The 25,524-nt window shown below is 68.9% G+C and carries 26 protein-coding genes; 12 read left to right on the top strand and 14 right to left on the bottom strand.

Translation table 11 applies throughout. The annotated features are described in order from the left end of the window. Window positions 1–20: 20 nt before the first annotated feature. Genes kdpC through ACLM5J_RS09430 form a run of 4 tightly spaced genes read right to left on the bottom strand, consistent with a single transcriptional unit; the run spans window position 21 to window position 4,358 of the window. Entirely contained in the window at window positions 21–596 is a 576-nt protein-coding gene (gene kdpC / locus ACLM5J_RS09445; RefSeq protein WP_413656149.1) for a potassium-transporting ATPase subunit KdpC, read from the bottom strand. Between the two features lie 5 nt (window positions 597–601). After that, entirely contained in the window at window positions 602–2,614 is a 2,013-nt protein-coding gene (kdpB, locus tag ACLM5J_RS09440; RefSeq protein ID WP_413656148.1) for a potassium-transporting ATPase subunit KdpB, read from the bottom strand. Beyond that, window positions 2,611–4,269: a potassium-transporting ATPase subunit KdpA gene (gene kdpA, locus ACLM5J_RS09435; protein WP_413656147.1), complete on the bottom strand. Its 1,659-nt coding sequence runs from the start codon at window positions 4,267–4,269 to the stop codon at window positions 2,611–2,613. The genes kdpB and kdpA overlap by 4 nt, the downstream gene beginning before the upstream one ends. Then, complete coding sequence (locus ACLM5J_RS09430; protein WP_413656146.1) at window positions 4,269–4,358, bottom strand: potassium-transporting ATPase subunit F; 90 nt, start codon at window positions 4,356–4,358, stop codon at window positions 4,269–4,271. The genes kdpA and ACLM5J_RS09430 overlap by 1 nt, the downstream gene beginning before the upstream one ends. Before the next feature lie 179 nt (window positions 4,359–4,537). Between ACLM5J_RS09430 and ACLM5J_RS09425 the strand changes: the two genes are divergently transcribed. Continuing rightward, window positions 4,538–5,977: a basic amino acid/polyamine antiporter gene (locus ACLM5J_RS09425; RefSeq protein ID WP_413656144.1), complete on the top strand. Its 1,440-nt coding sequence runs from the start codon at window positions 4,538–4,540 to the stop codon at window positions 5,975–5,977. Between the two features lie 21 nt (window positions 5,978–5,998). After that, complete coding sequence (locus ACLM5J_RS09420) at window positions 5,999–7,252, top strand: arginine deiminase (protein ID WP_413656142.1); 1,254 nt, start codon at window positions 5,999–6,001, stop codon at window positions 7,250–7,252. Here the strand turns inward: ACLM5J_RS09420 and ACLM5J_RS09415 are convergent. Next, window positions 7,227–8,456, bottom strand: coding sequence for an MFS transporter (locus ACLM5J_RS09415; protein ID WP_413656141.1), 1,230 nt, complete (start codon window positions 8,454–8,456; stop codon window positions 7,227–7,229). The two genes, ACLM5J_RS09420 and ACLM5J_RS09415, sit on opposite strands and share 26 nt — an antisense overlap. A gap of 99 nt (window positions 8,457–8,555) precedes the next feature. Between ACLM5J_RS09415 and ACLM5J_RS09410 the strand changes: the two genes are divergently transcribed. Then, window positions 8,556–9,521, top strand: a complete 966-nt coding sequence (locus ACLM5J_RS09410; RefSeq protein WP_413656140.1) for a diguanylate cyclase domain-containing protein — start codon at window positions 8,556–8,558, stop codon at window positions 9,519–9,521. A gap of 13 nt (window positions 9,522–9,534) precedes the next feature. On the opposite strand, the gene ACLM5J_RS09405 is transcribed toward ACLM5J_RS09410, so the two are convergent. From ACLM5J_RS09405 to ACLM5J_RS09370, 8 genes are all read right to left on the bottom strand, one after another. Further along, the gene (locus ACLM5J_RS09405; protein WP_413656139.1) at window positions 9,535–10,308 is read right to left on the bottom strand and encodes an enoyl-CoA hydratase-related protein; all 774 of its coding nucleotides are present in this window, start codon (window positions 10,306–10,308) and stop codon (window positions 9,535–9,537) included. A gap of 50 nt (window positions 10,309–10,358) precedes the next feature. Beyond that, window positions 10,359–10,835 (bottom strand): hypothetical protein, encoded by a 477-nt coding sequence (locus ACLM5J_RS09400; protein WP_413656138.1) that lies wholly within the window; start codon window positions 10,833–10,835, stop codon window positions 10,359–10,361. A 40-nt stretch (window positions 10,836–10,875) separates the two neighbouring features. Beyond that, window positions 10,876–12,606: an AMP-binding protein gene (locus ACLM5J_RS09395; protein WP_413656136.1), complete on the bottom strand. Its 1,731-nt coding sequence runs from the start codon at window positions 12,604–12,606 to the stop codon at window positions 10,876–10,878. Window positions 12,607–12,682: 76 nt separating this feature from the next. Beyond that, complete coding sequence (locus ACLM5J_RS09390; RefSeq protein WP_413656134.1) at window positions 12,683–13,294, bottom strand: flavin reductase family protein; 612 nt, start codon at window positions 13,292–13,294, stop codon at window positions 12,683–12,685. Beyond that, a complete protein-coding gene (locus ACLM5J_RS09385; RefSeq protein WP_413656132.1) occupies window positions 13,291–13,914 on the bottom strand; it encodes a hypothetical protein in 624 nt (207 codons plus the stop codon). Before ACLM5J_RS09385 ends, ACLM5J_RS09390 begins: the two co-directional genes overlap by 4 nt. A gap of 67 nt (window positions 13,915–13,981) precedes the next feature. Then, complete coding sequence (catA, locus tag ACLM5J_RS09380; RefSeq protein WP_413656130.1) at window positions 13,982–14,842, bottom strand: catechol 1,2-dioxygenase; 861 nt, start codon at window positions 14,840–14,842, stop codon at window positions 13,982–13,984. A gap of 11 nt (window positions 14,843–14,853) precedes the next feature. Beyond that, window positions 14,854–16,437 (bottom strand): 4-hydroxyphenylacetate 3-hydroxylase family protein, encoded by a 1,584-nt coding sequence (locus tag ACLM5J_RS09375; RefSeq protein ID WP_413656128.1) that lies wholly within the window; start codon window positions 16,435–16,437, stop codon window positions 14,854–14,856. A gap of 30 nt (window positions 16,438–16,467) precedes the next feature. Next, entirely contained in the window at window positions 16,468–17,040 is a 573-nt protein-coding gene (locus ACLM5J_RS09370; RefSeq protein WP_413656126.1) for a flavin reductase family protein, read from the bottom strand. A gap of 142 nt (window positions 17,041–17,182) precedes the next feature. Between ACLM5J_RS09370 and ACLM5J_RS09365 the strand changes: the two genes are divergently transcribed. Continuing rightward, window positions 17,183–18,013: an IclR family transcriptional regulator C-terminal domain-containing protein gene (locus ACLM5J_RS09365; protein WP_413656124.1), complete on the top strand. Its 831-nt coding sequence runs from the start codon at window positions 17,183–17,185 to the stop codon at window positions 18,011–18,013. Between the two features lie 22 nt (window positions 18,014–18,035). Here ACLM5J_RS09365 and ACLM5J_RS09360 read toward each other — a convergent pair whose 3' ends face one another. After that, a complete protein-coding gene (locus tag ACLM5J_RS09360) occupies window positions 18,036–18,929 on the bottom strand; it encodes a LysR substrate-binding domain-containing protein (protein ID WP_413656123.1) in 894 nt (297 codons plus the stop codon). A gap of 115 nt (window positions 18,930–19,044) precedes the next feature. Between ACLM5J_RS09360 and ACLM5J_RS09355 the strand changes: the two genes are divergently transcribed. The 8 genes from ACLM5J_RS09355 to ACLM5J_RS09320 all read left to right on the top strand — a co-directional run bounded on the left by ACLM5J_RS09355 (window position 19,045) and on the right by ACLM5J_RS09320 (window position 25,522). Beyond that, window positions 19,045–20,259 (top strand): acetyl-CoA C-acetyltransferase, encoded by a 1,215-nt coding sequence (locus ACLM5J_RS09355; protein WP_413656122.1) that lies wholly within the window; start codon window positions 19,045–19,047, stop codon window positions 20,257–20,259. Next, on the top strand, window positions 20,259–21,035 hold the full coding sequence (gene pcaD / locus ACLM5J_RS09350; RefSeq protein ID WP_413656121.1) for a 3-oxoadipate enol-lactonase: 777 nt from the start codon (window positions 20,259–20,261) through the stop codon (window positions 21,033–21,035). The genes ACLM5J_RS09355 and pcaD overlap by 1 nt, the downstream gene beginning before the upstream one ends. Further along, on the top strand, window positions 21,032–21,811 hold the full coding sequence (locus ACLM5J_RS09345; protein WP_413656120.1) for a CoA transferase subunit A: 780 nt from the start codon (window positions 21,032–21,034) through the stop codon (window positions 21,809–21,811). Before pcaD ends, ACLM5J_RS09345 begins: the two co-directional genes overlap by 4 nt. Continuing rightward, window positions 21,808–22,449 carry a 3-oxoacid CoA-transferase subunit B gene (locus ACLM5J_RS09340; RefSeq protein ID WP_413656119.1) on the top strand — a complete coding sequence of 214 codons (642 nt, stop codon included), beginning with the start codon at window positions 21,808–21,810 and terminating at the stop codon, window positions 22,447–22,449. Before ACLM5J_RS09345 ends, ACLM5J_RS09340 begins: the two co-directional genes overlap by 4 nt. Before the next feature lie 131 nt (window positions 22,450–22,580). Continuing rightward, window positions 22,581–23,492 carry a LysR substrate-binding domain-containing protein gene (locus ACLM5J_RS09335; RefSeq protein WP_413656117.1) on the top strand — a complete coding sequence of 304 codons (912 nt, stop codon included), beginning with the start codon at window positions 22,581–22,583 and terminating at the stop codon, window positions 23,490–23,492. Continuing rightward, window positions 23,489–24,589 carry a mandelate racemase/muconate lactonizing enzyme family protein gene (locus tag ACLM5J_RS09330; RefSeq protein WP_413656116.1) on the top strand — a complete coding sequence of 367 codons (1,101 nt, stop codon included), beginning with the start codon at window positions 23,489–23,491 and terminating at the stop codon, window positions 24,587–24,589. The genes ACLM5J_RS09335 and ACLM5J_RS09330 overlap by 4 nt, the downstream gene beginning before the upstream one ends. 14 nt (window positions 24,590–24,603) lie before the next feature. Next, window positions 24,604–24,891, top strand: a complete 288-nt coding sequence (catC, locus tag ACLM5J_RS09325) for a muconolactone Delta-isomerase (RefSeq protein ID WP_413656115.1) — start codon at window positions 24,604–24,606, stop codon at window positions 24,889–24,891. Between the two features lie 46 nt (window positions 24,892–24,937). After that, window positions 24,938–25,522, top strand: a complete 585-nt coding sequence (locus ACLM5J_RS09320; RefSeq protein WP_413656113.1) for a TIGR00730 family Rossman fold protein — start codon at window positions 24,938–24,940, stop codon at window positions 25,520–25,522. The last annotated feature ends 2 nt before the right edge of the window (window positions 25,523–25,524 follow it).

Genomic DNA, 25,524 nt, shown 5'->3' with positions numbered 1-25,524 from the left:
CGTCCAGTCTCCACCCCCGCTCAGTGTGCTGCTCGACTGATCGCCAGATTCAGCTCGACGACGTTGACGCCTTCGACGCCGAGGAAGCCGAGTACCGGCCCCTCGGTATAGGCGTCGATCAGTCGGCGCACCTTCTCCGGCGTGAGGCCGTTGGCAGCTGCGACCCGGCCCGCCTGGAGCAGCGCGTAGGCAGGCGAGATGTGCGGGTCCAGCCCCGACCCCGAGGCGGTGAGCGCATCGGCAGGTACCCGCGCCGGATCGACATCCTCGGCCTCGGCCACCGCCGCGCGGCGTTCTTCGATCGCGGCCAGCAGGTCCGGGTTCGACGGGCCCAGGTTGCTCGGTGCCGAGGCCAAGGTGTCGTAGCCGTTGGCGGACGGACGCGGGTGGAACCAGGTGTCACCCTCGAAGTTCTGCCCGAGCAGCCTGCTGCCCACCACCTCACCGTCATGGTGCAGGAGTTGGCCGTCGGCCCGGTCGGCGAAGGCCCGTCCCGCAGCCCAGACCGCAACCGGATAGACGACGCCGAGCAGCACCGTCAGAACGATCAGGATCCTCAATCCAGCAAGGGTCTGCCGGGAAAAGTCAGTCAACATGTCGGTCACCCGATTCCAGGAATGTTCGAGACCAGAAGGTCGATGATCTTGATGCCGATGAAGGGGACGATCACGCCGCCGAGGCCGAATACGGTGATGTTGCGACGCAGTACCTGGGTCGCCGACGCCGCCCGGAACCGGACCCCACGCAGCGCGAGCGGGATCAGCCCCACGATCACCAGCGCGTTGAAGATCACCGCGGAGAGGATCGCCGACTGCGGCGTGCTCAGCCCCATCACGTTCAGGGCGTCCAACGAGGGATAGGCGACCACGAACATCGCCGGGATGATCGCGAAGTACTTGGCGACGTCGTTGGCGATCGAGAAGGTGGTCAGCGCACCGCGGGTGATCAGCAACTGCTTCCCGATCTCCACGATGTCGATCAGCTTGGTCGGGTCGGAGTCGAGGTCGACCATGTTGCCGGCCTCCTTGGCGGCTGCGGTGCCGCTGTTCATCGCGACGCCGACGTCGGCGGCGGCCAGCGCGGGCGCATCGTTGGTGCCGTCACCGGTCATCGCGACCAGGCGGCCGCCCGCCTGCTCCTTGCGGATATAGGCCATCTTGTCCTCGGGCGTCGCCTCGGCCAGGAAGTCGTCGACGCCGGCCTCATCGGCGATCGCCCGCGCCGTCAGGGCGTTGTCACCGGTGATCATCACGGTGCGGATACCCATCGCCCGCAGCTGCGCGAACCGCTCGGCCATCCCCTCCTTCACCACGTCCTTGAGGTGGACGACACCGAGCACCCGGCCCTTCTCGTCAGGGTCGCGGACGGCGATCACCAGCGGGGTGCCGCCGGAGCTGGCGATCGCATCGACGACGTCGGTGACCCCCGGCTCCGGGGTGCTGCCGAGCCAGCCCGCCACCGCGGAGCCTGCGCCCTTGCGGATCTGGGTCCCGTCGGCCAGGTCGACGCCGGACATCCGGGTCTGGGCGGTGAACTCGATGAACTCCGCGCCGCTCGGGAGGTCCGCGTCGTCGGCGCCCACCTTCAGAGCGAGGTCGACGATCGACCGTCCCTCCGGCGTCTGGTCGGCGAGGCTGGCCAGCCGGGCTGCGTCGCGCAGGTCGTCGTCGCTGACGCCGGGAGCCGCAACGAACCGGCTCGCCTGGCGGTTGCCGTAGGTGATCGTTCCGGTCTTGTCCAGGAGCAACGTGCTGACGTCGCCGGCCGCTTCCACCGCACGACCGGACATCGCCAACACGTTGACCCGCACCAGCCGGTCCATGCCGGCGATCCCGATCGCGCTGAGCAGCGCGCCGATCGTGGTCGGGATCAGGCAGACGAGCAGTGCCACCAGGACCACCACGTCCTGCGGTGCGCCTGCATAGGTCGCCATCGGCGCCACGGTCGCGACCGCAGCCAGGAAGACCACGGTAAGGCTGACCAGCAGGATCGAGAGGGCTATCTCGTTCGGCGTCCGGCGGCGCGAGGTGCCTTCGACCAGCGCGATCATCTTGTCCAGGAAGGTCTCCCCCGGCGCTGTGGTGATCCGGACGACGATCCGGTCCGAGAGCACCTTGGTTCCGCCGGTCACCGCGCTCCGGTCGCCGCCGGCCTCGCGGATCACCGGGGCGGACTCACCGGTGATCGCCGACTCGTCCACGGTGGCGATCCCCTCCACGACGTCGCCGTCACCGGGAATCACCTCACCGGCCTCGACGATCACCCGGTCGCCGATGGCGAGCTGGGTGCCGGGCACCGCCGCGTGGGTTCCGTCGGCCTCCAGCCGCCGCGCCACGGTGTCGGTACGCGCTGCCCGCAGCGATGCCGCCTGGGCCTTGCCACGGCCCTCAGCGACCGCCTCGGCCAGGTTGCCGAAGATCACCGTGAGCCACAGCCAGACAGTCAGCGCGATGGTGAAGACCGACGGGTCGGCGAGCGCGGCCACGGTGGTCAGCACCGAGCCCAACCAGACCAGGAACATCACCGGTGAGCGCCAGACATGGCGCGGATCGAGTTTGCGCAGCGCGGTCGGGAACTGCTGCACGCACTGCGCGAGAAGGACGGAGAGTGTCATGCCAGTGCCTCTGCGATCGGCCCCAGGGAGAGGGCAGGGAAGTAGGTGAGGCCGGTGACGATCAGGATCACGCCGACCAGCAGGCCTACGAAGAGCGGTTTGTGGGTGGGCAGGGTGCCGGCCGTGGTCGGCACTTTCCCTTGCTCGGCAAGGGATCCGGCGAGCATCAGAACCAGGACGATCGGCACCAACCGGCCCAGCAGCATGGCCAGACCCAGGGTGATCTGGAAGAAGTCCGAGGTCACCGTGATGCCGCCGAAGGCGCTGCCGTTGTTGTTGGCGGCCGAGGTGTAGGCGTAGAGCACCTCGCTGAATCCGTGCCCGCCCGGATTGCCCATGAAGCCGGGCGTGCTGCCCAACGAGATAGCGACGCCGGTGCCTACCAGCACCAGCAGCGGCGTGGTCAGGATGTAGAGCGCCACGAAGGTCATCTGCCGAGCGCCGATCTTCTTGCCCAGGAACTCCGGGGTCCGGCCGACCATCAGCCCGGCGATGAAGACCACCAGGATCGCCATCACCAGGATCCCGTAGATCCCCGAGCCGACACCACCGGGGGCGATCTCTCCCAGCATCATGTTGACCAGCACCGCACCGCCACCGGTCGGTGAGAGCGAGTCGTGGGCGCCGTTGACGGCACCGGTCGAGGTGCCCGTGGTCGCGGTGGCGAAGAGCGACGTCGCCCACTCGCCGAACCGGACCTCCTTGCCCTCCAACGAGGCACCGGCCGCCTGTGCGGCCTGCGAGTGGCCGCCCACCTCAGCGGTGGTGACGATCGCCAGCACCGTGCCGAAGAGGATCGTCATCGCGCTGAGGACGGCGAGGCCCTGGCGCTTGTTGCCCAACATCGTGCCCAGCGTTCGCGTCAGCGCCACCGGGATCAGCAGGATCAGGAAGATCTGGAGCAGGTTCGTATAGCCGTTGGGGTTCTCGAAGGGATGCGCGGAGTTCGCGTTGAAGAAGCCTCCGCCGTTGGTGCCGAGCAGCTTGATCACTTCCTGGCTGGCCACCGGGCCACCGGTGATCACCTGCTGCGCGCCGGCCAGGGTGGTGACCGTCTGGTCACCGAAGTTCTGCACCACGCCGCCGACGATCAACAGCACCGCACCCACGAAGGCGATCGGCGCGAGGATGCAGAGCGCGCCGCGGGTCAGGTCGACCCAGAAGTTGCCCAGCGATCCCGAGCGCGACCGGACGAACCCACGGATCAGCGCCACCGCGACCGCCATCCCGACCGCTGCAGAGACGAAGTTCTGCACCGCGAGGCCGACCATCTGCACCGTGAAGCCGAGCGTCGACTCGCCGCCGTAGGACTGCCAGTTGGTGTTCGCCACGAACGAGGCAGCGGTGTTGAAGGACATCCAGAGGTCCACCCCGGGCAGATCCCGGTTCATCGGCAGATGCGCCTGCGCCATCTGCAACGCCATCAGCAGGACGACGCCGACCGTCGAGAACCCGACCACGCTGAGGGCGTAGGACTTGGGGCTCTGTTCGACGTGCGGATTCACTCCGGCGAGCCGGTAGATCCCACGCTCGAGACGGTAGTGGGTGGAGCGGTTGTAGACCCGGGCCATGAAGTCCCCCAGCGGCACGTATGCCAGCGCCAGCAGGGCGATCAGCACGCTGAGGGTGAGCAGGCCGGACACGGTTTCAGACACTAGAAACGCTCCGGGAAGATCAGGGCCGCGAGCAGATAGACCGCGACGGCGAGGACGGCCGCGATCAGCAGGCCGGATTCGATACTCATGAACCCAGCCAACCCACCTCGGCGCCTGACTCCAGCGATGTTGTCGTCATCTTGACGCGCCTTGACGCCGGTTTGTCAGCGGCCGACACCGACCGGGACTTTGGTCCCGAGTTGCCCCGACTCTCTAGCCAAAACCCGGTGTCACATGGTTATCGTCGTCCGAGCCACCAGGAGCGAAGATGAGCGATAAGCCAGTCGCAAGCGCCTTACCAGCCCAGAAGCTCGGCCTACTGACGATGACCGCGATGGTGGTCGGCGGCATGGTCGGAGCTGGGGTCTTCTCGCTTCCTGCTCGGTTCGGCCAGGAGACCGGCATCGCCGGTGCACTCATCGCTTGGCTGATCGCCGGCACCGGCATGCTGATGTTGGCCTTCGTCTTCCAGATGCTGGCGGTCCGCAAACCCGAGCTCGACTCCGGCGTCTACGCCTACGCCAAGACCGGGTTCGGTGAGTACCTGGGCTTCTTCTCGGCGTTCGGCTACTGGGCCAGCAGTTGCGTCGGCAACGTGACCTACTGGGTCTTGATCATGTCGACGCTCAGCGCGCTCTTCCCGGAACTCGGCGACGGCAACACCGTCCTGGCGATCTGCCTCTCCAGTGTGGGGGTCTGGGGCTTCTACCTGCTGATCAAACGGGGCGTGAAGGACGCTGCCGCGCTCAACCAGATCGTCACCGTCGCCAAGGTGGTGCCGATCCTGGTCTTCATCGTGTTGGCGCTCTTCTACCTCGACGTCGGCGTCTTCGCCGACAACTGGTCGGGCGAGAGCTACGACTCCCTCTTCGACCAGGTGAAGGGCACCATGCTGGTCACCGTCTTCGTCTTCATCGGCGTCGAAGGTGCCAGCGTCTACTCACGGCACGCGAAGCGTCGCGAGGACGTCGGCCGGGCCACCGTGCTGGGCTTCCTGATGGTATTCAGCATCTTCGCCTCGGTCACGATCGTCTCCTACGGGATCCTGCCGGCCGAGGAGATGGCCGAGTTGCGTCAGCCGTCGATGGCCGGCGTCCTGGAGGCCGCCGTCGGCGACTGGGGCAAGGTATTCATCAGCGTCGGCCTGATCGTCTCGGTCCTGGGCGCCTACCTGGCCTGGACCCTGATGGCCGCCGAGGTGCTCTTCGTCGCCGCCGAGGACGACGACATGCCGCGGTTCTTGAAGAGCATCAGCGACGTCGACGTCCCGGTCCCCGCTCTGTTGATGACGACCGGGTTGATCCAGGTGATGTTGGTGGTCACCGCCTTCTCCGACGACGCCTTCGACCTCGCGCTCAACCTGACCAGCGCCTTGACCTTGATCCCCTACCTGCTCGCGGCCGCCTACGCGCTGAAACTCACCGTCACCAAGGAGACCTACGACGATCAGCCCGCCGGTTGGCCACGCGAGTTGGCGATCGCCGTCGTCGCCACCGGGTACACGGCGTTCCTGCTCTGGGCAGCGGGCCCGAAGTACCTGCTGGTCTCGATGATCATCTACGCCCCCGCGACGTTGCTCTTCGTCAAGGCACGCAGCGAACAGGACCGCCGCTGGTTCGACGCCCGTGAACTGGTGATCCTCGCCTTCTCGGTCATCACCGCCACGATCGGCGTGATCGCCCTGGCCACCGGCCGCATCACCCTCTAACCGACTCGGAAAGGTAGCTCGATGTCTCCCAACCAGCGCCCCGTACATGGCGTGCACTCCGAGGTCGGCCGGCTCCGGAAGGTCCTGGTCTGCCGGCCGGGCCTCGCCCACCGACGGCTGACGCCGACCAACAGCGACGACCTCCTCTTCGACGACGTGCTCTGGGTGGAGAACGCCCAGCGCGACCACGCCGCCTTCGTCACCAGCCTGGAGGAGAACGGGGTGGAGGTCGTCGAACTACACGACCTGCTCGCCGAGACCCTCGCCGTCCCGGGTGCGCGGGACTGGCTACTGGAACGGAAGATCACCCCGAACACGGTCGGGCTGGGGCTGGTGGCCGACACCCGGAGCTACCTGGAGTCGCTGCCGTTGCCGCGACTGGCCGAGTACCTGATCGGCGGGCTCTCCACGACCGACCTGCCGACGGACTTCCGCTCCACCTATCTGACCTTGGCCCGCGAGTCCGCCGGTCCCCGCGAGTACCTGATGCCGCCGTTGCCGAACACGCTCTACACCCGTGACACCACCTGTTGGCTCTACGGCGGGCTGACCCTGAACCCGCTCTATTGGCCGGCCCGTCACGACGAGACGATGCTGATGAAGGCGGTCTACAGCTTCCACCCCGACTACCTGGACTCCACCGTCTGGTGGGGCGACCCCGACCGCAACTGGGCACAGGCCACCTTCGAGGGCGGCGACATCATGCCGGTCGGCAACGGCGTGGTGCTGATGGGGATGAGCGAGCGGACCTCACGCCAGGCGATCACCCAGGTCGCAGCCGCCCTCTTCGAGCAGGGGGCCGCCGAGCGGGTGGTGGTCGCCGGGATGCCGAAGCTGCGTGCGGCGATGCACCTGGACACGGTCTTCACCTTCGCCGACCGCGACCTGGTCACGCTCTACCCGAAGATCATGGATGCCGTGCACACCTTCTCGCTGCGCCCCGGCGAGGGCCGCGAGCCGTTGGAGGTCACCGACGAGGGTGACGCCCGGTTCGTCGACGTCGTCGCCGAAGCGCTGAACCTCGCCAAGCTCCGGGTGGTGGAGACCGCTGGCGACGTCTACGCCTCCGAACGTCAACAGTGGGACAGCGGGAACAATGCAGTGGCGCTGAGTCCCGGCGTGGTCTACACCTACGACCGCAACACCGCGACCAACGCGCTGCTCCGCAACGCCGGTGTCGAGGTACTGGAGATCGTGGGCGCCGAGCTCGGCCGCGGCCGCGGCGGCGGCCACTGCATGACCTGTCCGATCAGCCGGGACCCGATCTCCTGGTGAGGTCAGTCCGCTGGGATTGCGCTGATCGTGTTGGATCTGGACCTGGCGGCACCACTGGAGGAAGCGCCCCGTTCCCAGCCGGCGTGAAGAACTTCGCCAGCGGGATCAGCGCGAGCACGAGGATCGCGGGTACGACGAAGCCGTAGCGGAGCGAGTCGCTGCCGACGACGCCGGTCAACACCGAGCCGAGCAGCGCTCCGACGTAGTTGAACTGGTTGAACCGGCCTATCACCGCGTCGACCCGCTCCGGCGAGCCGCCCGCGATCGTCGCGGCGGCGGAGAAGCTCAACGGCGCCACCACCGCGACGCCGAATCCGGTCACCGTGAACCCCACCACCGCGAGCTGCCACGACGGTGCGGTCACCACCAGCGCCAGGCCCGCCGCGCCGACCAGGGCGCCGACCCGCAGCACCCGGACGGCACCCACCTGCTTGACCACGCGGTCGCCGAGGAAACGAGCGACGAGACTCGCTGCCAGGTACGGGAAGGTCGCCAGCGCTACCAGTGCGTCCGGGGTGTCGAAGACCCGGTCCAGGTAGGTCGCGCCCCAGGTGGTGGAGGCGGTGTCGACCAGATAGAAGATCAACATCGCGATGCCCACCATCACTATCGGGCGCCACGGGATCGGTACCTCCTCGGCGGGTGGGCCCGGCTCCTCAGCGGTGGTCTGTTCGGCGCGCTGCCAGAACGGCCCGGCGGCCGCCGCCAGGACCACCAGCGCGACCGCTGCGGCCACCTCCAACCCGAACCGGGCGGTGGCCAGGGTGAACGCAGCGCCGATCATCCCGCCGAAGGTCCAGCAACCGTGGAAGGAGGGCAGGATCGGGCGGCCGTAGGCGGCCTCGATGGCCACCGCCTGCATGTTGCTGGTCGCGTCGACAACGCCGAGTGCGAGCCCGTAGAGGGCCAGACCAGCGACGAAGATTGCGGTCGACGGCGCCAGAACGGCTGTCGCGATACCCACGGCCACACCCATCAGACCGGTCCGCAGCAGCACCGCGCTGGGTCGGTTCGTGGCCGCGCGTTCGGCGATCACCGAGCCCACCCCAGCTAGCAGGATCATCAGTAGCAGAAGTGCAGAAAGCCTTATTTCATTGAGGTTCCAGCGTTCTGAGATCACCGGAAGCCGGGTGGTCAGAGTGATCAGCCCGGCGCCCTGGACGGCGAAGGCTGCGCAGACCGCGAGCCGGTTTCTAGAGAGCACAACTCAAGAGTTCGGTATCGGGCCAGGAAATGGAACCGATCGGGTGACTTGAATTTTCGGACGGAATGTCATGATGGCGCACGCGAGGGAAGGAGCCAGATGAGCACGACATACACCGAGGGGATCGAGCGACTGCTCGATGCTGTCCAAGCCCTGTCGATGGCACCCGATCTGACCGAGGTCCAGCGCATCGTCGCGACCACGGCCCGGCAGCTGGTCGGCTGTGACGGCGTCAGCTTCGTGCTCCGTGACGGCGACCTCTGCTTCTACGCCGACGAGGACGCGATCTCCCCGCTCTGGAAGGGCAGCCGGTTCCCGATGTCGGCCTGCATCAGCGGCTGGGTGATGCACAACCGGACCCCCGCGGTGATCCCCGACATCTATGTCGACGACCGGATCCCGCACGACGCCTACCGGCCCACCTTCGTGCAGAGTCTGGCGATGCTCCCGGTCCGATCTTTGGACCCGATCGCGGCGATCGGCGCCTACTGGGCCACCGAGCACACCGCCACGCCCGAGGAGCTCAACCTCCTGCAGGGGCTGGCCAACGCCGCCTCGATCGCGCTCGACAAAGTCGACGTGCACCGCCAACTCGATCAGGCCGTCGAGTTGCGTGCCTTGGCCGACCGCCGTTCGGGGACCGACGAGCTGACCGGCGTGCTGAACCGCCGTGGCTTCCACGACGAGTGCCGCGCGAGTTGGGGCGCCGCGCCGCACGTGAGCGCCTCGGTCGCCTTCATCGACCTCAACGGTCTGAAGCAGGTCAACGACTTCTCCGGCCACGACGCCGGCGACGAACTCATCCGCGAGGCTGCGCTCAGGCTCGTCTCCTCGGTCCGCGAGACCGATCTGGTGGCCCGGGTCGGTGGCGACGAGTTCGCCGTCTTCTGCCTCGGTCTGAACCCGGACGACCTGCGGCTGCGGCTCACCGCGGCACTCGGCACGTTGGCCAGCGTCGGTACCGCCGAGGTCGCGCACCTCGACTTCCTACCGGACGCGCTGCTCGCCGCCGACGCCCGGATGTACCTGGAGAAGAAGACGACCGCCGCGCTCCGCTCGGCCTAGGAGCTGAGGGCCGTCAGTTGCTGGGCTTCGTCGCCCAGGCCGCCGTCCCCTTGCGGCCCAACGACCACATCTGGGCGCCGCGTTCGACCTCGATCGCGGCGGCCCAGCTCAGCCCCGGGTTGTTCAGTTCCAGGGTCGCCGACTCCTTGGTCCGCCGGGTCAGCTCCGGGTCCTTGGCGGCCCGCGCCGTGAGCGCCCGCGCGGTCTCGGCGAACTCGCTCGCCTCGGCGGTCCGCCAAGCGAGCCCGAGCGCCACCGCCTCGGTCCCGCTGACCCGCTCACCGAGGACACCCATCGCCATCGCCTGCTGGTAGCCCAGCGAGCGACCCAACAGGGTGAAGTGGCCGCCGCCGGGGTGGATCCGGCGCGCCAGGAAGCCACTGTCCAGGACGGCGTCGGGGGTCAGCACGACGACGTCGACGGCGAGCACCAGGTTCAGCCCGGCCCCGACCGCGCCGCCCTCCACCATCGCGATGGTGGGCACCGGGAGGGTGCCGATGCTGACGAACGCCTGGTAGACCGCGCTGAGCCGCGCCACCGAGTCCGGCGACGCCGGGTCGGCGGCGATCGCGGCCAGGTCCCGGGTGTCGGCACCGCTGCAGAAGTAGCCGCCGTCGGCCTCCAGCACGACCGCGCCGATCGTCGGGTCGGCCGCGACCTGGGCACAGAAGGCGACCATGTCAGCAGCCATCTGCTGGGTGATCGCGTTCTTGAACTCCGGGTTGACCAGCCGCAGCGTGGCTACGCCGTCGGCGAAGGTGGTCTCGATACGGGCCTCGGACGACATCGGAGCTCCTCAGTGCGCGGTTGCGGATCGAGCGACACCGTAGCGGCAGATCACTGCCGACGTCGCAGGACCCGGTGCGCCACCCCGCCGTGGGCGTCGCGCAGGAAGCTGTGCTGTTCCTCCCCCTGGGCCAGCAACATCGCCAACTCGACACGGTCGAGCGACGGGTAGTCGGCGACGACGGCCAGCAATGCCTGCCAGCCGGCGATCTTGCCGGCGACCGCATCGCGCATCGCCTCCAGTTGAATCAGGTCGGTGGTGGCGGTGCGCCGGGTGATCGTCGGCTTCACCCTGCTCAGGGCCCCAGCGACCCGAGTTCCCGTCGTGAGAAGCGTCGACTCCGAGCCGCCGAGGTCGTCGAGCATCCGGCGCAGGCGGCGCCGTTCGTCGAGCAGCTCCTCGTGGATCCTGCGCAACTCCACACGCACCGCGTGGTCCCGCACCGAACCTGCGGCGTGGCCGAACAGATCGATACCCGCCCCGGCGCCGGCCAGATGGGTCTGCACGTAATGAACGATCGCGCTCATGGTTCCTCCTGAGCATGATCGGTACCCGGTCGCTGGTCGGCTACGCCTGCTTCTCCTGGCGCTGCACGCGGCGTTCGGTGACCTGTTCCAGCACCTGGCGGCGCATCACCTTCCCGATCTGGGAACGCGGCAGGTCGTCGAGCACCTCGACCCGGCGCGGCAACGCGTACCGGGCCACATGCTGCTCGGCGAAGGCCCGCACGCCATCGAGGGTCGGTGCTTCGGCGCCGTCGGCGAGGACGAAGGCGGCCAGGATCTCGTCGTCACCGTTGCGGGTCGGTACCCCGACCACGGCGACGTCGACGACGCCGGGCATGGTCCGCAGGTGGTCCTCGACCTGCGTCGGGTAGACCTTGAAGCCGCCGACGATGATCATCTCCTTGACCCGGTCGACCAGAGTGATCCAACCGGTCGGGTCGACCGCGACGACGTCGCCGGTCCGCAGCCAGCCGCCGGCCAAAAGTTGGCCCGCCGTCTCGTCGGGCAGGTTCCAGTAGCCGTTGAAGACCTGGGGCCCACGCACCAGCAACTCGCCGCGCAACGAGCCGTCGTCGCCCGGCGTCACCTCGAGTGTCGGGTCATCGATGTCGACGATCCGGATCTCGGTGTTAGGGAACGGGACACCGAGGGTGCCGGGTCGGCGCGCCTCCGAGGCCGGGTTGCCGAGGGCGATCGGGGCGCACTCGGTCATCCCGTAGCCCTCGATCAACAGGCCACCGGTCAGCGCCTCCCACCGTTCGACGGTCCGCTCCGGGATCGGCATCGCGCCGGCGAAGCCCAACCGCATCTGACGGATCTCGGCCAACGGGGGCTTCTTCGCGCTCTCCACCGCCGTGGCGATCCGGTCGAACATCGGTGCCACACCCCCCATGAAGGTGCCGGGGCGACGACGCAGCGCCGCGACCACGGTGGGCGGATCGAAGTTCGGGAACATCACCAGGGTGGCGCCGAGGTAGCCGGGCAGGTTCAGACAGAAGGTGAGGCCGAAGGCATGGAAGAAGGGCAGCACGCCGTAGACGGTCTCGCCGCCCGGCTGGAACCTCACCCAGGCGTCACCGTGGACCATGTTGGCGACCAGGTTGCGGTGGGTCAGCATCGCCGCCTTCGGCGTACCGGTGGTGCCTCCGGTGTACTGGAGCAGCGCCAGGTGCTCGCCGCGGATCTCGACCTCGGGCAGCTCAAGGTCGGGCACGTCGGCGATCAGCCGATGCCAGTCCGGGAAGCCGGGCGGCACGGTGCCACGGAGTGCCTCGTTCTTCTCCCGCGCCGCGTTGACGGGCAGCCGCAGCAGGAGTTGGGAGAGCTTCGGCAGGTCGCGGACGATATCGGCGCTGATGATCTGTTCCAGCGCGGTGCCGGGGCGAGCCGCGAGCACCCGCTCGACAGCCTTGTGCCAGACGATCGCGTGGGTGGCCTGGGAGTCACGCAGCAGGTGCGCCAATTCCTCGGTGGTGTAGGTCGGGTTGACCTCGACCACGACGGCGCCGAGCCGCAGTGCTGCGTGGTAAGCGATCAGGTGGCTCGGGCAGTTCGGGAGGACCAGCGCGATCCGCTTGCCCATGCCGACACCGAGCTCGTGCAGCGCCCCCATCGCGCGCCGGATCTTCTGCTCGGTCTCGGCGAAGGTGGCGGTGGCGCCGAGGAAGTCGGTGGCGATCCGGTCCGGCCACTGGGCGGCGGCGCGGATCAGTCCTGCGGTGACCGGCTCGTCGGGGATGGCGATCTCAGCCGGGACACCAGCCCCATAGTGCTTCGTCCAGGGCTTCTCCATCGACCTACGCTTCCTCAACTGCGACCGCTTGCGTCGCAAGTTTAGGCGGCGCGCAAATCCGTCCCGCGGCGCAGTCTCAGGGCGCTCGGTGTGGTCGGTCCAGGGCGAAGAGCGGCGGCGGTCCACCCCACTCATTGCGCCCGAGCCGCGAGAGCGGTTGCAGGGCGGCGAAGTCGGGCAGGCCGTCGTCGGCCAGCACCTCGCGGCGGACCGTCACCGCGACGACGTCACCCAGGACCAGGGTGGAGTCGCCCAGCTCGATCGTCGAGTGCAGACGACACTCGATGGAGACCGGCGAGTCGGCGACCCGTGGGATCGAGACGAGGGCGCTGGGCTCGAGCCGGACGTCGAGTGCCTGGGCCTCGTCCACCTCGGCGTCGTAGCGGGCGCTGGAACCGTTGATCGCCTCCACCATCGCCGCACCGGCCAGGTTGATCACGAACTCGCCGGTCTCCCGCACATTGCGCAAGGTGTCCTTGGCGCCGACCGAGGTGAACTGCACGATCGGCGGGTTGGCGCAGGCCACCGTGTAGAAGGAGTGCGGGGCCAGGTTGCCGACGCCGTCGGCGGACCGGCTGGTCACCCAGGCGATCGGCCGGGGCACCACGCTGGCGGTCAGCAGCGGGTAGGCCCGGACGTCGGGATCCGCGGTGTCGAAGACGACCCGTTCGGTATCGGAGGTGCTCACTGCACTACCAATACCCGATGGTCGTCACGGCCGAGAAGGTGCCGCGCGCCGTCGATGTCTCCGCGAGCCAGGAGACGGCGCACCTCGGTCGACGAGCACCGTTCCCCGGCCGCCGCCACCAGGTCGACCGCGTCGAGGCCGAAGCCGTGGGTCCGACCGAGCTCCTGGAGCCGGTCCAGGTCACCCAGACCACCGCGTCCGCAGCGGAAGTTCTCCCCCACCACCAAGAGCCGGATGCCGAGCGCATCGACCAGACCTGAGGCCACGAAGTCGGCGGCGGACTGGTGCGCGACGCTCGCCGTGAACGGCACCACCACGACCGAGTCGACACCCAAGGAGAAGGCGTGGCGGACCCGATCGTTGAGCGACATCAACTGCCGCGGCGCGGCACCCGGGGCCAGCACCGCCAAGGGATGCGGGCTGAAGGTGACCAGCACCGTGGGCAGTCCGAGCCGCTCGCCGTGGCCGACAGCGCGGGCGACAAGCGCCTCGTGCCCGCGGTGGAAACCGTCGAAGACACCCGCCGTGACCACCGACCCGGCGGCGAAGGCACCGGGTGCCGGCCAGCCGAGGTGGACCTGAGCGTCGCTGCGGACATCGGGGGCGAGAAGGGTGGTCATGACGAGCTCCTGGGTGGAGATCCGGTGGCCGACGCAGGGGGAACGCCGACCACCGGACGAATAGCGATCAGGCTTCGGACTGGGGTTCCAGCTCGAAGTCGTAGGTGCTCCGGCGGACGCCGTCAGCGTCCTCGCGGGGGTCGATCACCAGCTCCGGCTTGGTCGCCTCGGCGACGTCGGAGTCGAGCCACTCGCCACCGGCGAAGTAGATCTGGGTGGTGATCGGGCGATGACCCTCGGCCCGCACCTGGAGGTGCAGGTGGGCCGGGCGCCACGGGTGCCAGCCGGCGGCTTCGATCATCTGACCGGTCGGGCCGTCGGTGGGGATCTGGTACGGCGCCGGCTGGACGGTGGTGATCTGGAAGCGGCCCTCGTCGTCGGTGACGATCACGCCACGCAGGTTGCCCTCGGGCAGATGCGGAGCGAAGCCGGAGTAGTAGCCGTCGGCGTCGGCGTGCCAGAGGTCGACCTCGGCACCGGCCAGCGGCGTCCCGTCGATGTCGCGGACCTGACCCTCGAAGACCAGCGGGAGGCCACGCTCGTCGTCTCGGCGGGGGAACTCGCAGACCGAGGGCAGTCGGACCTGGCCGGGCAGGTAGTAGGGCCCGAGGATCGAGCCCTTGGTGCCGCGCTGGGAGGTGGCGACCTGCTCCTCGACGGCGTGCTCGACGAAGACGTCCATGAACAGCGGCCATTCGCCGCCCTCACCGACCGCCATCAGCCAGGCCTTCGCGGCCTGGAACTCGGGGTAGCTGACGTCGTGGGTCTTGATCGCGTCGTGTACGCCCTGGAGGACGGAGGTGACGATCGCGGCGACCCGCTCCGGCGGAGTGTCGGCGACGTCGTTGGTAGCCGCGGCGGCCTTGAAGTTCTCGCTGGCGTTGGCGCCCGAACCGGCTGCGGTGGGTGACTGCTGGGTGGTGCTCATCGGGTGGTTCCTCACTTCCGGTTCAGGATGCGGCTGACATCCGTCGGGTTGACAAGGTCGGGGACGGTCCAGCCGTCGAGGTCGTACTCGGCCATCATCGATTCGGCGAAGCCCTTCATCGCGTCGGTCTCCCCCTGCGCCTCGGCGGCGAAGAGGATCTCGGCCTTCACGTTCTCGTGGTTGCCGGAGTAGTTGCGTTCGTACAGCTCGTGGCGGCCACCGAACTCGGAGCCCACGGCGTCCCAGAGCGCCTTCATCACCTTGACCCGGTCGACGGCGTCGTAGCCGTTGGAGCCGCGGACGAACTTGTCCAGGTAGGGCCGGACCTCAGGGGTCTTGAAGTCGATTGCGTTGGAGTTCAGGTAGATCAGGCCGGAGGCGACGTCCTGCTGGATGATCTCCTTGACCCGCGGGTACGCCTCGATCATCAGTTGGCGGTAGACCAGGCCGTAGTCCAGCTTGGGCAGCACGGTGCCGTTCGGCCCCTCGTCGGGGTTCAGCGCCATCGCGTCGGCCAGGGCACGGAACGCGTTGCGGTAACCGATCACCTCACCGACCCGGGTCTGCACACCGCGGAAGTCCTTGCTGCCGGTGGCTTCCAGCGCCTTGAGCAGCAGGCCGGCGATGAAGTCGAGCTTGACCGAGAGCCGGATGCAGCCGTGGAAGGTGAACCGCGGGATGAAGCCGGACTGCGGGAAGAATCCGTTGATCTTCTCGACGTCGCCGTAGACGAAGATGTTCTCCCACGGCACCAGCACCTTGTCGAAGACGAAGATGGTGTCGTTCTCGTCCATCCGGCTCGACAGCGGGTAGTCGAACGGGCTGCCCATCACGTCGGCCTGCATCGTGTAGGACGGGCGGCAGATCAGCTTCACGCCGGGTGCGTCCATCGGCACGGTGCAGACGATCGCGTACTCCTTCTTGCGGATCGGCAGACCGTAGTGGGCGATGAAGTTGTAGTTGGTGATCGCGGAGCCGGTGGCGACCACCTTGGCGCCGGAGACGATGACACCGGCGTCGGTCTCCTTCTCCACCCGCATGAAGACCTCGCCCGCCTCGTCCGGCGGCAGGTCGCGGTCGACCGGCGGGTTGATGATCGCGTGGTTCCAGTACAGGACCCGCTCCTGGCTCTCCTTGTACCAACGCTTCGCGTTCTCCTCGAACGGCGCGTAGAACTCGGTGTTGCCGCCCAGGGTGCCCAGGAAGCTCGCCTTGTAGTCGGGGCTGCGGCCCATCCAGCCCCAGGTCTGCCGGGCCCAGGCCTCGATCGCGGCCTTGTCCTGGACCAGGTCGGCGGAGCTGTGCGGGGCCCGGAAGAAGGGGTGGGTGAAGCCGCCGTTACCGGTGTCGGTGGGAACGGCCAGCACGCCAGCGCCGGAGACGGCGTCCTCGTGCAGTGCGTCGTAGAGGCGGGCGGTCATCCGCACCGGGTTGCGGAAGGCCGGGTGCTCGGTGACGTCCTTGACCCGCTCACCGTAGATCCAGATCTCGCGGTCGTCGCGGATCGAGTCGATGTACTCCTGGCCGGTCATCGGCCGCACATCGTTGGCGCCTTCGGTGACGGTGCTGAGCTTGCGGTCCTGCGTGGCGGTCATCGGTATGTCCTTCGGTGGGTGGGGGTGGTCTCAGGCCGAGGCCGGCACGGCGGCCGACTTGGCGAGCGGGGTGAAGGTGGCGGTCGCGTCGAACCAGCCGTGGTCGGGGTTGTCGATCGAGCCGTCCCAGTGGATGCCGGTCTCGAGCGGGCTGAGATGGCGGAAGGCGCCACCGTGGAAGAGCAGCGGGTCGCGGCCCGGGATCTGGACCTCGCGGACCTCGCCGATGACGATCAGGTGGTCGCCGCCGTGGTAGGTGCGCCAGGGAAGGCAGGAGATGGTGGTGGCGGTCTGGTCGAGCACCGGCGCGGTGGGACCTTCCAGCCAGGCCGGCGGCACCTCAGCGGGACGGCCGGCGAAGTGCCAGGCGACGTCGAGCTGGTCGGCTGCGAGCACGTTGATCGCGAACGGCTTCTCCTTGAGGAAGTCACAAGCCTTGGAGTTGCGGGCCAGGGTGACCTGGGCCAGCGGCGGGTCCAAGGAGACGGCGGTGAAGGCGTTCACCGTGGCGCCGTGGGGCTCGCCCTCGGCGTTGGTGCAGGTCACCACCGTGACGCCGGTAGCGAACTGGCCGAACGCGTTCCGCAGCTCTCGCTGGTCCATCCTTCTCACCTCCGGGTGTACGCTCTGCGTACGATCTGCACGCTTTGCGTTCACCTGACTGTGTCCGGCGTCACAGGGCTACGTCAACAGGTAGCGGCCATCCCACCGATACCCAGATGCACCCGATCGAAAGGTTCTAGCTATGAGTGACCCGGACGACGCCTCAGCCAAGGACCGCGACGTCATCCAGAGCATCGAACGAGGCTTCGCGGTCCTGCTCGCCTTCGACGCCGAGTTGCCCACGCCGACCCTGGCCGAACTCGCCGCGCGGACCGAGCTCTCCCGCCCCGCCGTGCGCCGGATCCTGATCACGCTGCAGAAGCTGGGCTACGTCGCCGCCACCGGCAGCCGCTGGAGCCTCACCCCGCGCGTACTGACCATCGGCCAGCACTACGCCGCCAGCCACGGCATCGTCGAGGTCGCCCAACCACACCTGACCCGGCTCGCCGAGCGGACCGGCGAGTCGGCCTCGCTGGCCCAGCTCGACGGCGCCGACGTGATCTACGTGGCCCGGGTCCAGGTGCGCCGGGTGCTGAGCCTCAACGTCGACGTCGGCAGCCGGGTTCCGGCCTACGCGACCTCGATGGGCCGGGTCCTGGCCGCCCATGCGGACGCGGACGCGGTGGCCACCATCATCGATGCCGGGATGCCACCCCTGACCCCGTGGACGGTCACCGACCCGGTCGAGTTCCGCGACCGGCTCCACGAGACCCGGCGGGCCGGCTACGCGGTGGTGGACAGCGAACTGGAGGACGGCTTCCTCTCCGCCGCCGTACCGGTCCGCGACGCCAGCGGGGACGTCGTCGCTGCGCTCGCCTACTCGACGGCGCGCGGACGGCACAACGCCGCCGACCTTGCCGAGAGCGTGGTGCCGATCATGCTCGAGTCGGCTGCCGAGATCAGCAAGGACCTCGCCGGACTGCCCGAGCGCACCCGGCAACTCCGGGTCCGGGCTCGCGACGGGTTCTTCTGAGCCACCTCCCGGCGGTCCGCCGCTACTGGGCGACCTGGCTGCGGAGCACCTCGACGGCGCGGCGCAACGCGGCGGAATCGTCGTCGGCCCTGGTCGCCAGCACCAGATCGATCCTGGCCTCACCCGCCAACGGCCGATAGACGGTCCCCTCGACGACCAGCGCCGCGACCGGCTCCGGAACGATGGCGACCCCCAAACCGCCGGCCACGAAGGTGACCAGGGTCGAGGTCTCGGCCACCTCATGACCGACCCTCGGCTCGAAACCGGCCGACCGACAGAGCCCCAGCACCGCGCTGTACATCGCCGAACGGCCGTGGCCGGCATGGACGATCAGGTCCTCGTCGCGGAGGTCGCCGAGGGAGACCTCCGCCGCGGCGGCCAGCCGGTGGGCGGCCGGCAGCACCACCAGGAAGCGCTCCTGACGCAGCGTGCTGATCGCCAGATCCGCGAAGTCGGCGCTCTCCCCGGGCGGGCGCATCAACGCCAGGTCGATCGTCCCGGCCCGGAGCGCAGCCACCTGGTCGCCGGTCAGCATCTCGCCCTGGAAGGCGACCTCGACGCCCGGCAACTGCTCCCGCAGCGAACGGGCCAACGCGGGCAACAGCGAGTAGGTCGCCGACCCCACGCAGCCGAGCTCCAGGCGGCCCTCAAGCCCGGCGCCGATCCGTTGCGCCTCCTCGCTCGCCGCATCGACGGCGCGCAAGATGGCCCGGACCCGGACCAGGTAGGCCTCGCCGGCCGGGGTCAGATCCACCCGGCGGGTGGTCCGCTCGAACAGGGTGACCCCGAGCTCCGCCTCCAGTTGGCGGATCTGCTGGGAGAGCGGCGGCTGGGCCATGTGCAGCCGATCGGCGGCGCGCCCGAAGTGACGCTCCTCGGCCACGGCCTGGAAGTAACGCAGATGACGAAGCTCCACAGGACCATCCTGACAGGCCGAGCGGAGTCGCCGCTCAGCTTTAAGACTTCTGGGATCTCAAAGCGAGGGAAATAGGTACTTCACTCTACCTAGTCACCGTCCTACCGTCGCTTCTATGAGCGACATCGTCATCTGCGAACCGATCCGGACCCCCGTCGGCGGCTTCGGCGGCGCCCTGGCGCCGCTCTCCGCGGTCGATCTGGCCACCCAGGCCCTCACCGCGCTGATCGGCCGGACGGGGCTCGGCGAAGGCGATGTCGACGACGTCATCCTGGGCAACTGCTACCCCAGCGGCGAGAACCCCGCGATCGGCCGGATCGCCGCCGTCAACGCGGGGCTCGGCATCGGCGTCCCCGGACTGCAGATCGACCGCCGCTGCGGCTCCGGTCTGCAGGCCGTCCTCTACGCCGCCGCCCAGGTCGCGACCGGGGCAGCGAACCTCGTCGTCGCCGGCGGCGCGGAGTCGATGTCGAACGTCGAGCACTACGCACTCGGCCTGCGTACCGGCGTCCGCAGTGGCGGCGTCGAGCTGATGGACCGTCTGGTCCGGGCCCGGGAGACCGCCGGTGGGCGCGACCACCCGGTGCCGGGCGGGATGCTGGAGACGGCAGAGAATCTGCGCCGCGACTACGGCATCAGCCGCGAGGAGCAGGACGCCTACGCGCTGCAGTCGCAGCAGCGGGCAGGGGCCGCCCAGAGCGCCGGGCACTTCGACGCGGAACTGGTGCCGGTGACCGTGCCCGGACGCCGCGGAAAGCCCGACGTCGTGGTCGATCGCGACGAACACCCCCGCCCCGACACCACGTTGGCCGGGCTCGCCGCACTCCGCCCGGCGCTGCTGCGCAGCGACCCGGAGGCCACCGTGACCGCCGGCAACGCCAGCGGCCAGAACGACGGCGCGGCCCTCTGCGTGGTGACCACCCGCGCCGAGGCCGAACGCCGCGGCCGCCGTCCGCTCCTAGCCCTGCGCTCCTGGGCCGTTGCCGGGGTCGGACCCGAGGTGATGGGGATCGGCCCGGTGCCGTCGACGGCCGCCGCGCTGCAACGCGCCGGACTCACCCTGGCCGACCTGGACGTGATCGAGTTGAACGAGGCGTTCGCGGCCCAGGTCCTCGCCTGCCTGAGGGAGTGGAGGATCGACGCAGCCGACGAACGGCTCAACCCCAACGGTTCGGGCATCTCCTTGGGCCACCCGGTCGGCGCCACCGGTGCCCGGATCCTGGCCACCCTAGGCCACGAGATGGAGCGCCGCGAAGCCCGGTTCGGGCTGGAGACCATGTGCATCGGCGGCGGCCAAGGGTTGAGCGCCGTCTTCGAGAGGATCAACTGATGAACGCCGTCGCCGTCCACCATGTCGTGACCGGCCCCGCCGAGGCGCCCGTCGTCGTGCTGTCGAACTCGCTCGGCTCCACCCACGCCATGTGGGACGCCCAGCTCGAGGCGTTGAGCGAGCAGTTCCGCGTGGTCCGCTACGACACCCGCGGACACGGCGGATCCCCTGTCCCGGCAGGGCCCTACGACATCGACGACCTCGCCGACGACGTCGTCGCGCTGCTCGACCGGCTCGGCGTCGAGCGGGCCCACTTCGTCGGTCTCTCCCTCGGTGGGATGACCGGGATGCACCTGGCCGCGCGCAACCCGGAGCGGGTGGACCGCCTGGTCGTGCTCTGTACCGGCGCGCACCTGACCCCGTCGAGCGCCTGGCACGAACGCGCCGCCACGGTCCGTGCCGACGGCACCGCGGCCGTCGCCGCTACCGTGGTCCAGCGCTGGTTCACCGAGCCCTACCTGACGGCCGACGCCGAACGGCGCGCCGCCGCGGAGGCGATGGTCGCCGCCACCCCGAGCGAGGGGTACGCGTCGTGCTGCGAAGTGATCGCGGAGATGGATCTACGCGATGAGCTTGCCACCATCACCGCACCCACCCTGGCGATCGCGGGTGCCGACGACCCGGCGACTCCCCCACCGTTCCTAGCCGCGATCGCCGACGCCGTCGATGATGGCCGACTGCTGGTGGTTGCCGACTCCGCCCATCTCGCCAACGCCGAACAGCCCGCCACGATCACTCCCGCGATCCTCGAACACCTGACAGGAGCAGCCCGATGAGCCTCGACAAGGTGGTGGGCAGCGCCGCGGAAGCTGTCGCCGACATCGCCGACGGCAGCAGCCTCGCCGTCGGTGGCTTCGGCCTCGCCGGGATCCCCTGGTTCCTGATCGAAGCCCTGCTGGCACAGGGCGCCACCGACCTCCGGGTCGTCTCGAACAACTGCGGTGTCGACGGCGCCGGCCTGGGCCTGCTGCTGGAGGAGCACCGGATCAGCCGGGTGATCGCCTCCTACGTCGGTGAGAACAAGGAGTTCGCCCGCCAGTACCTGGCCGGCGAGCTGACCGTGGAGCTCACCCCGCAGGGCACCCTCGCCGAGCGGATGCGCGCAGGCGGTGCCGGGATCGGCGCCTTCTTCACCCCGACCGGCGTCGGCACGATGGTCGCCGAGGGCGGCCTGCCCTGGCGCTACCACCCGGACGGCACCGTGGCGTTGGCCTCCCCGCCGAAGGAGAGCCGGGTCTTCGGCGGCCGCGAGATGATCTTGGAGGAGTCGATCGTGACCGACGTGGCGCTGGTCCGCGCCGCCGTCGTCGACCGGGCCGGCAACTGCCGCTTCCATGCCTCGGCGCGGAACTTCAACATCCCCGCGGCGATGGCCGGCGAGCTCACCATCGTGGAGGCCGAGCAGATCGTCGAGGTCGGCGAGATCGGCCCCGACGAGGTCCATCTGCCCGGCGTCTTCGTGCAGCGAGTGGTGGCGCTGACGCCGGAACAGGCAGCCCACAAGGAGATCGAGAAGCGGACCACCCGCGAGCGTGAGGAGAACCTGCGATGAGCTGGACCCGTGACCAGATGGCGGCCCGGGCGGCCCTGGAGCTCCGCGACGGCGAGTACGTGAACCTCGGGATCGGCCTGCCCACGTTGATCCCTGGGCATCTGCCGGCCGACTCGACGGTGACGTTGCATGCCGAGAACGGGATCTTGGGCGTCGGCCCATTCCCTTACGAGGACGAGATCGACCCAGACCTGATCAACGCCGGCAAGCAGACCGTGACGGTACTGCCCGGAGCCTCCTACTTCGACTCCTCGGTGAGCTTCGCGATGATCCGCGGACGGCACATCCACAGCGCCGTGCTGGGCGGGATGCAGGTCGCCGCCAACGGCGACCTGGCCAACTGGATGGTGCCCGGTTCGATGGTCAAGGGCATGGGCGGCGCGATGGACCTGGTCAGCGGCGCGCGCCGGGTGATCGTGCTGATGGAGCACAGCACCAAGTCCGGGGCACCCAAGCTGGTCGAGCGTTGCGACCTACCGTTGACAGGGCGGGGCGTGGTCTCGCGGGTGATCACCGATCTCGGGGTCCTCGACGTCCTCGGCGACGGTTTCGAGCTGATCGAAGTGGCTCCCGGCGTCACCACCGACGACGTGGTTGCGGCGACCGGCGCCCCGGTCCGGGTCTCGCTGCACGCCTGACTCCGACCTGCGTTCCGGGCCGGCCCTGATTCATCTCTATGGCCTATCAATAGCCTCGATATGAGTCCTTGTTGTAGCTCAATGCTCCGCTCTACGGTGGACGTAGAGACCATCCGAGAGCGGAGCCGTTCATGGAACTGCGCCATCTGCGCTACTTCGCAGCCGTCGCCGAGACCAAGCATTTCGGTCGTGCTGCGGACCACCTGCACATGGCCCAACCCGCGCTCTCCCAGGCGATCCGGCAGCTTGAGGCCGAGCTCGGCACGCCGCTCTTCACCCGGACCACCCGGAACGTCACCCTGACCGCCGCCGGCGAGTTCCTCCAGGGCGAAGCCCTCCGGATCCTGGCCGCCGTCGAGGAGAGCGCGGCCGGGGTCCAGCGGATCGCCGCCGGGCACCAGGGGCTGATCCGGATCGGCTTCACCGGCAGTGCGGCGCACACCCAACTCCCCCGGATCGCCCGCGCCGTCCAGAGCGCACTGCCCGGACTCGCCCTGAAGATCCACGCCGACCTGTTGACGCCGGCCCAGGCCGACGGCCTCCGCGAGGGCAGCCTCGACCTCGGGGTGCTGCGCGGCCCGATCTCCGGTGACGGCATCCGGCTCCGTACCATCGAGTCCGAACCGCTGGTCCTCGCCGTCCGCGCCGACCATCCGTTGGCCGAGCGGAGCGAGGTGGCGATGAAGGAGCTGCACGACGAGGCCTTCGTGCTCTTCGCCAACCCCCACTCCGTCGTCAACGAGGCGGTGCTGCGCAGCTGCCGCGACGCCGGGTTCGAGCCACGCCGGGCCCACGAGGCGGTCGGCAACGCGGTCCAGCTACCGCTGGTGGCGGCCGGCCTCGGTGTCGCTCTGGTCCCCGCCTCGGTGATGGCCGCTCCGCTGGACGGCGTCGTCTTCAAACCGGTCTCCGACGCCGGCACGGTCGAGCTCGCGCTCGCCTGGCGGGCCGACGAGACCAACCCCGCGGTGCTCTCCGTACTCCAGGTACTCGACGCCGCCGACCTGTTCGCTTCCCACCACCCTGAGAGGGAACCACGATGAAGATCACCCACGTCGAAGCGATCCCGTTCGCCATCCCCTATCGCAAGCCGTTGCGCTTCGCCAGCGGCGAGGTCCATGTGGCCGAGCACGTCCTGGTCCGGGTCACCACCGACGACGGCGTGGTGGGGGTCGCCGAAGCGCCGCCCCGGCCCTTCACCTACGGCGAGACCCAAGGCGGCATCATCTCGGTGATCGACGGCATCTTCGCCCCGCAACTGCAGGGCCTGGACCTGATGGAACGCGAGCAGATCCACGGTCGGCTGGCCCGCACCGTCGGCAATCCGACCGCCAAGTCCGCCATCGACATGGCGATCTGGGACGCCCTGGGCCAGTCGTTGGGCTACAGCGTCACCGAACTGCTCGGCGGCTACACCGACCGGATGCGAGTCACCCACATGCTGGGCTTCGACGAACCCGCGGTGATGGTCGCCGAGGCCGAGCGGATGCGCGACCAGTACGGGATCTCGACGTTCAAGGTGAAGGTCGGGCGGCACCCGTTCACCTTGGACACCGCCGGAGTGCGTGCGCTGCGCGAACACTTCGGCTCCACCATCGAGCTCTACGTCGACGGAAACCGCGGCTGGTCCGCCTCGGAGTCGGCACGTGCGATGCGCGAGATGTCCGACCTCGGCCTCACCCTCGCCGAAGAGCTCTGCCCCGCCGACGACGTCCTGGGTCGACGCTGGTTGGTCCAACAACTCGACGTCCCCTTCGTCGCCGACGAGTCGGTCGCCACCCCGGCCGAGGTGACCCGCGAACTGCTCGGCGGTTCGGCCACCGCGGTCAGCATCAAGACCGCGCGCACCGGCTTCACCACCAGCCGCCGGGTCCACCACCTCGCCGAAGGGTTGGGCATCGAAGTCGTGATGGGCAACCAGATCGACGGTCAGCTCGGCTCGCTCTGCTCGGTCGCCTTCGGTGCCGCCTTCGAGCTCACCTCACGTCGTCCGGGTGAACTCTCGAACTTCCTCGACATGAGCGACGACCTGCTCGCCGAGCCGTTGGAGATCCACGGCGGCGAACTCGTCGCCCGCTCCGGCCCCGGCCTAGGCGCCGAACTCGATCCCGACAAGCTCGCCCACTACCGCCAGAACTGAAACGAGGCCACGCGATGTTGTTCCACGTCCGGATGGATGTCGAGATCCCGCACGAGATGGAGCCCAAGTTCAAGGCCGACCTGGTGGCCCGGGAGAAGGCGTATGCCCAACAGGTACAGGCTTCTGGGCGTTGGCCCGAGCTCTGGCGGATCGTCGGCGAGTACGCCAACATCTCGATCTTCGACGTCGAATCCAACGACGCCCTGCACGAACTGCTCTCCGGGCTCCCGCTCTTCCCCTACATGAAGATCACCGTGACGCCGCTGGCTACCCACCCCAGCGATATCAAGGCGCGACACTGAGCTTTCTGCTTCTGCTGACCGGCCCGCACTGTTTATGCTCGCGACTATGAGCCGTTCCATCCACCGTATGGCTGTCTTCTGCGGATCCAGCCCGGGCACCGACCCGGCTTACGGCGAGGCGGCCTACGCCGTGGGGCGGGGCCTGGCCGAGCGCGGGATCGGGCTGGTCTACGGGGGCGGCGGCTTCGGGTTGATGCACGACGTCGCCCAGGGAGCGTTGGACGCCGGCGGCGAGGTGGTCGGGGTGATCCCGCGGTCGATGATGGAGCGCGAGTGGGGCCGCAACGACCTGACCCGACTGCACATCGTCGACACCATGCACGAACGCAAGGCACTGATGGCCGCGTTGGCCGACGCCTTCCTCTGTCTGCCCGGCGGGCTGGGCACGCTGGAGGAGATCATCGAGGTCTGGAGCTGGCGCCAACTGGGCTTCAACGACGACCCGGTCGGCTTCCTCAACATCTCCGGGATCTGGACCCCACTCCTGGCCGCCTTGGAGAACCTGGTGACGGCAGGGTTCATCCGCCGCGAACTGCTCGACGACGTGGTGGTCGCCGACGACCTCGAGTCGGCCTTGACCGGTCTGACCAGCAGGCTTGGCGTCGTCCTCGGCGACAAGCTCCGCGGCTGAAT

Origin of the sequence: Nocardioides sp. Bht2 (genome assembly GCF_047308515.1) — a bacterium.
GTDB lineage: Bacteria > Actinomycetota > Actinomycetes > Propionibacteriales > Nocardioidaceae > Nocardioides.
This window is presented reverse-complemented; position numbering and strand designations above follow the sequence as displayed.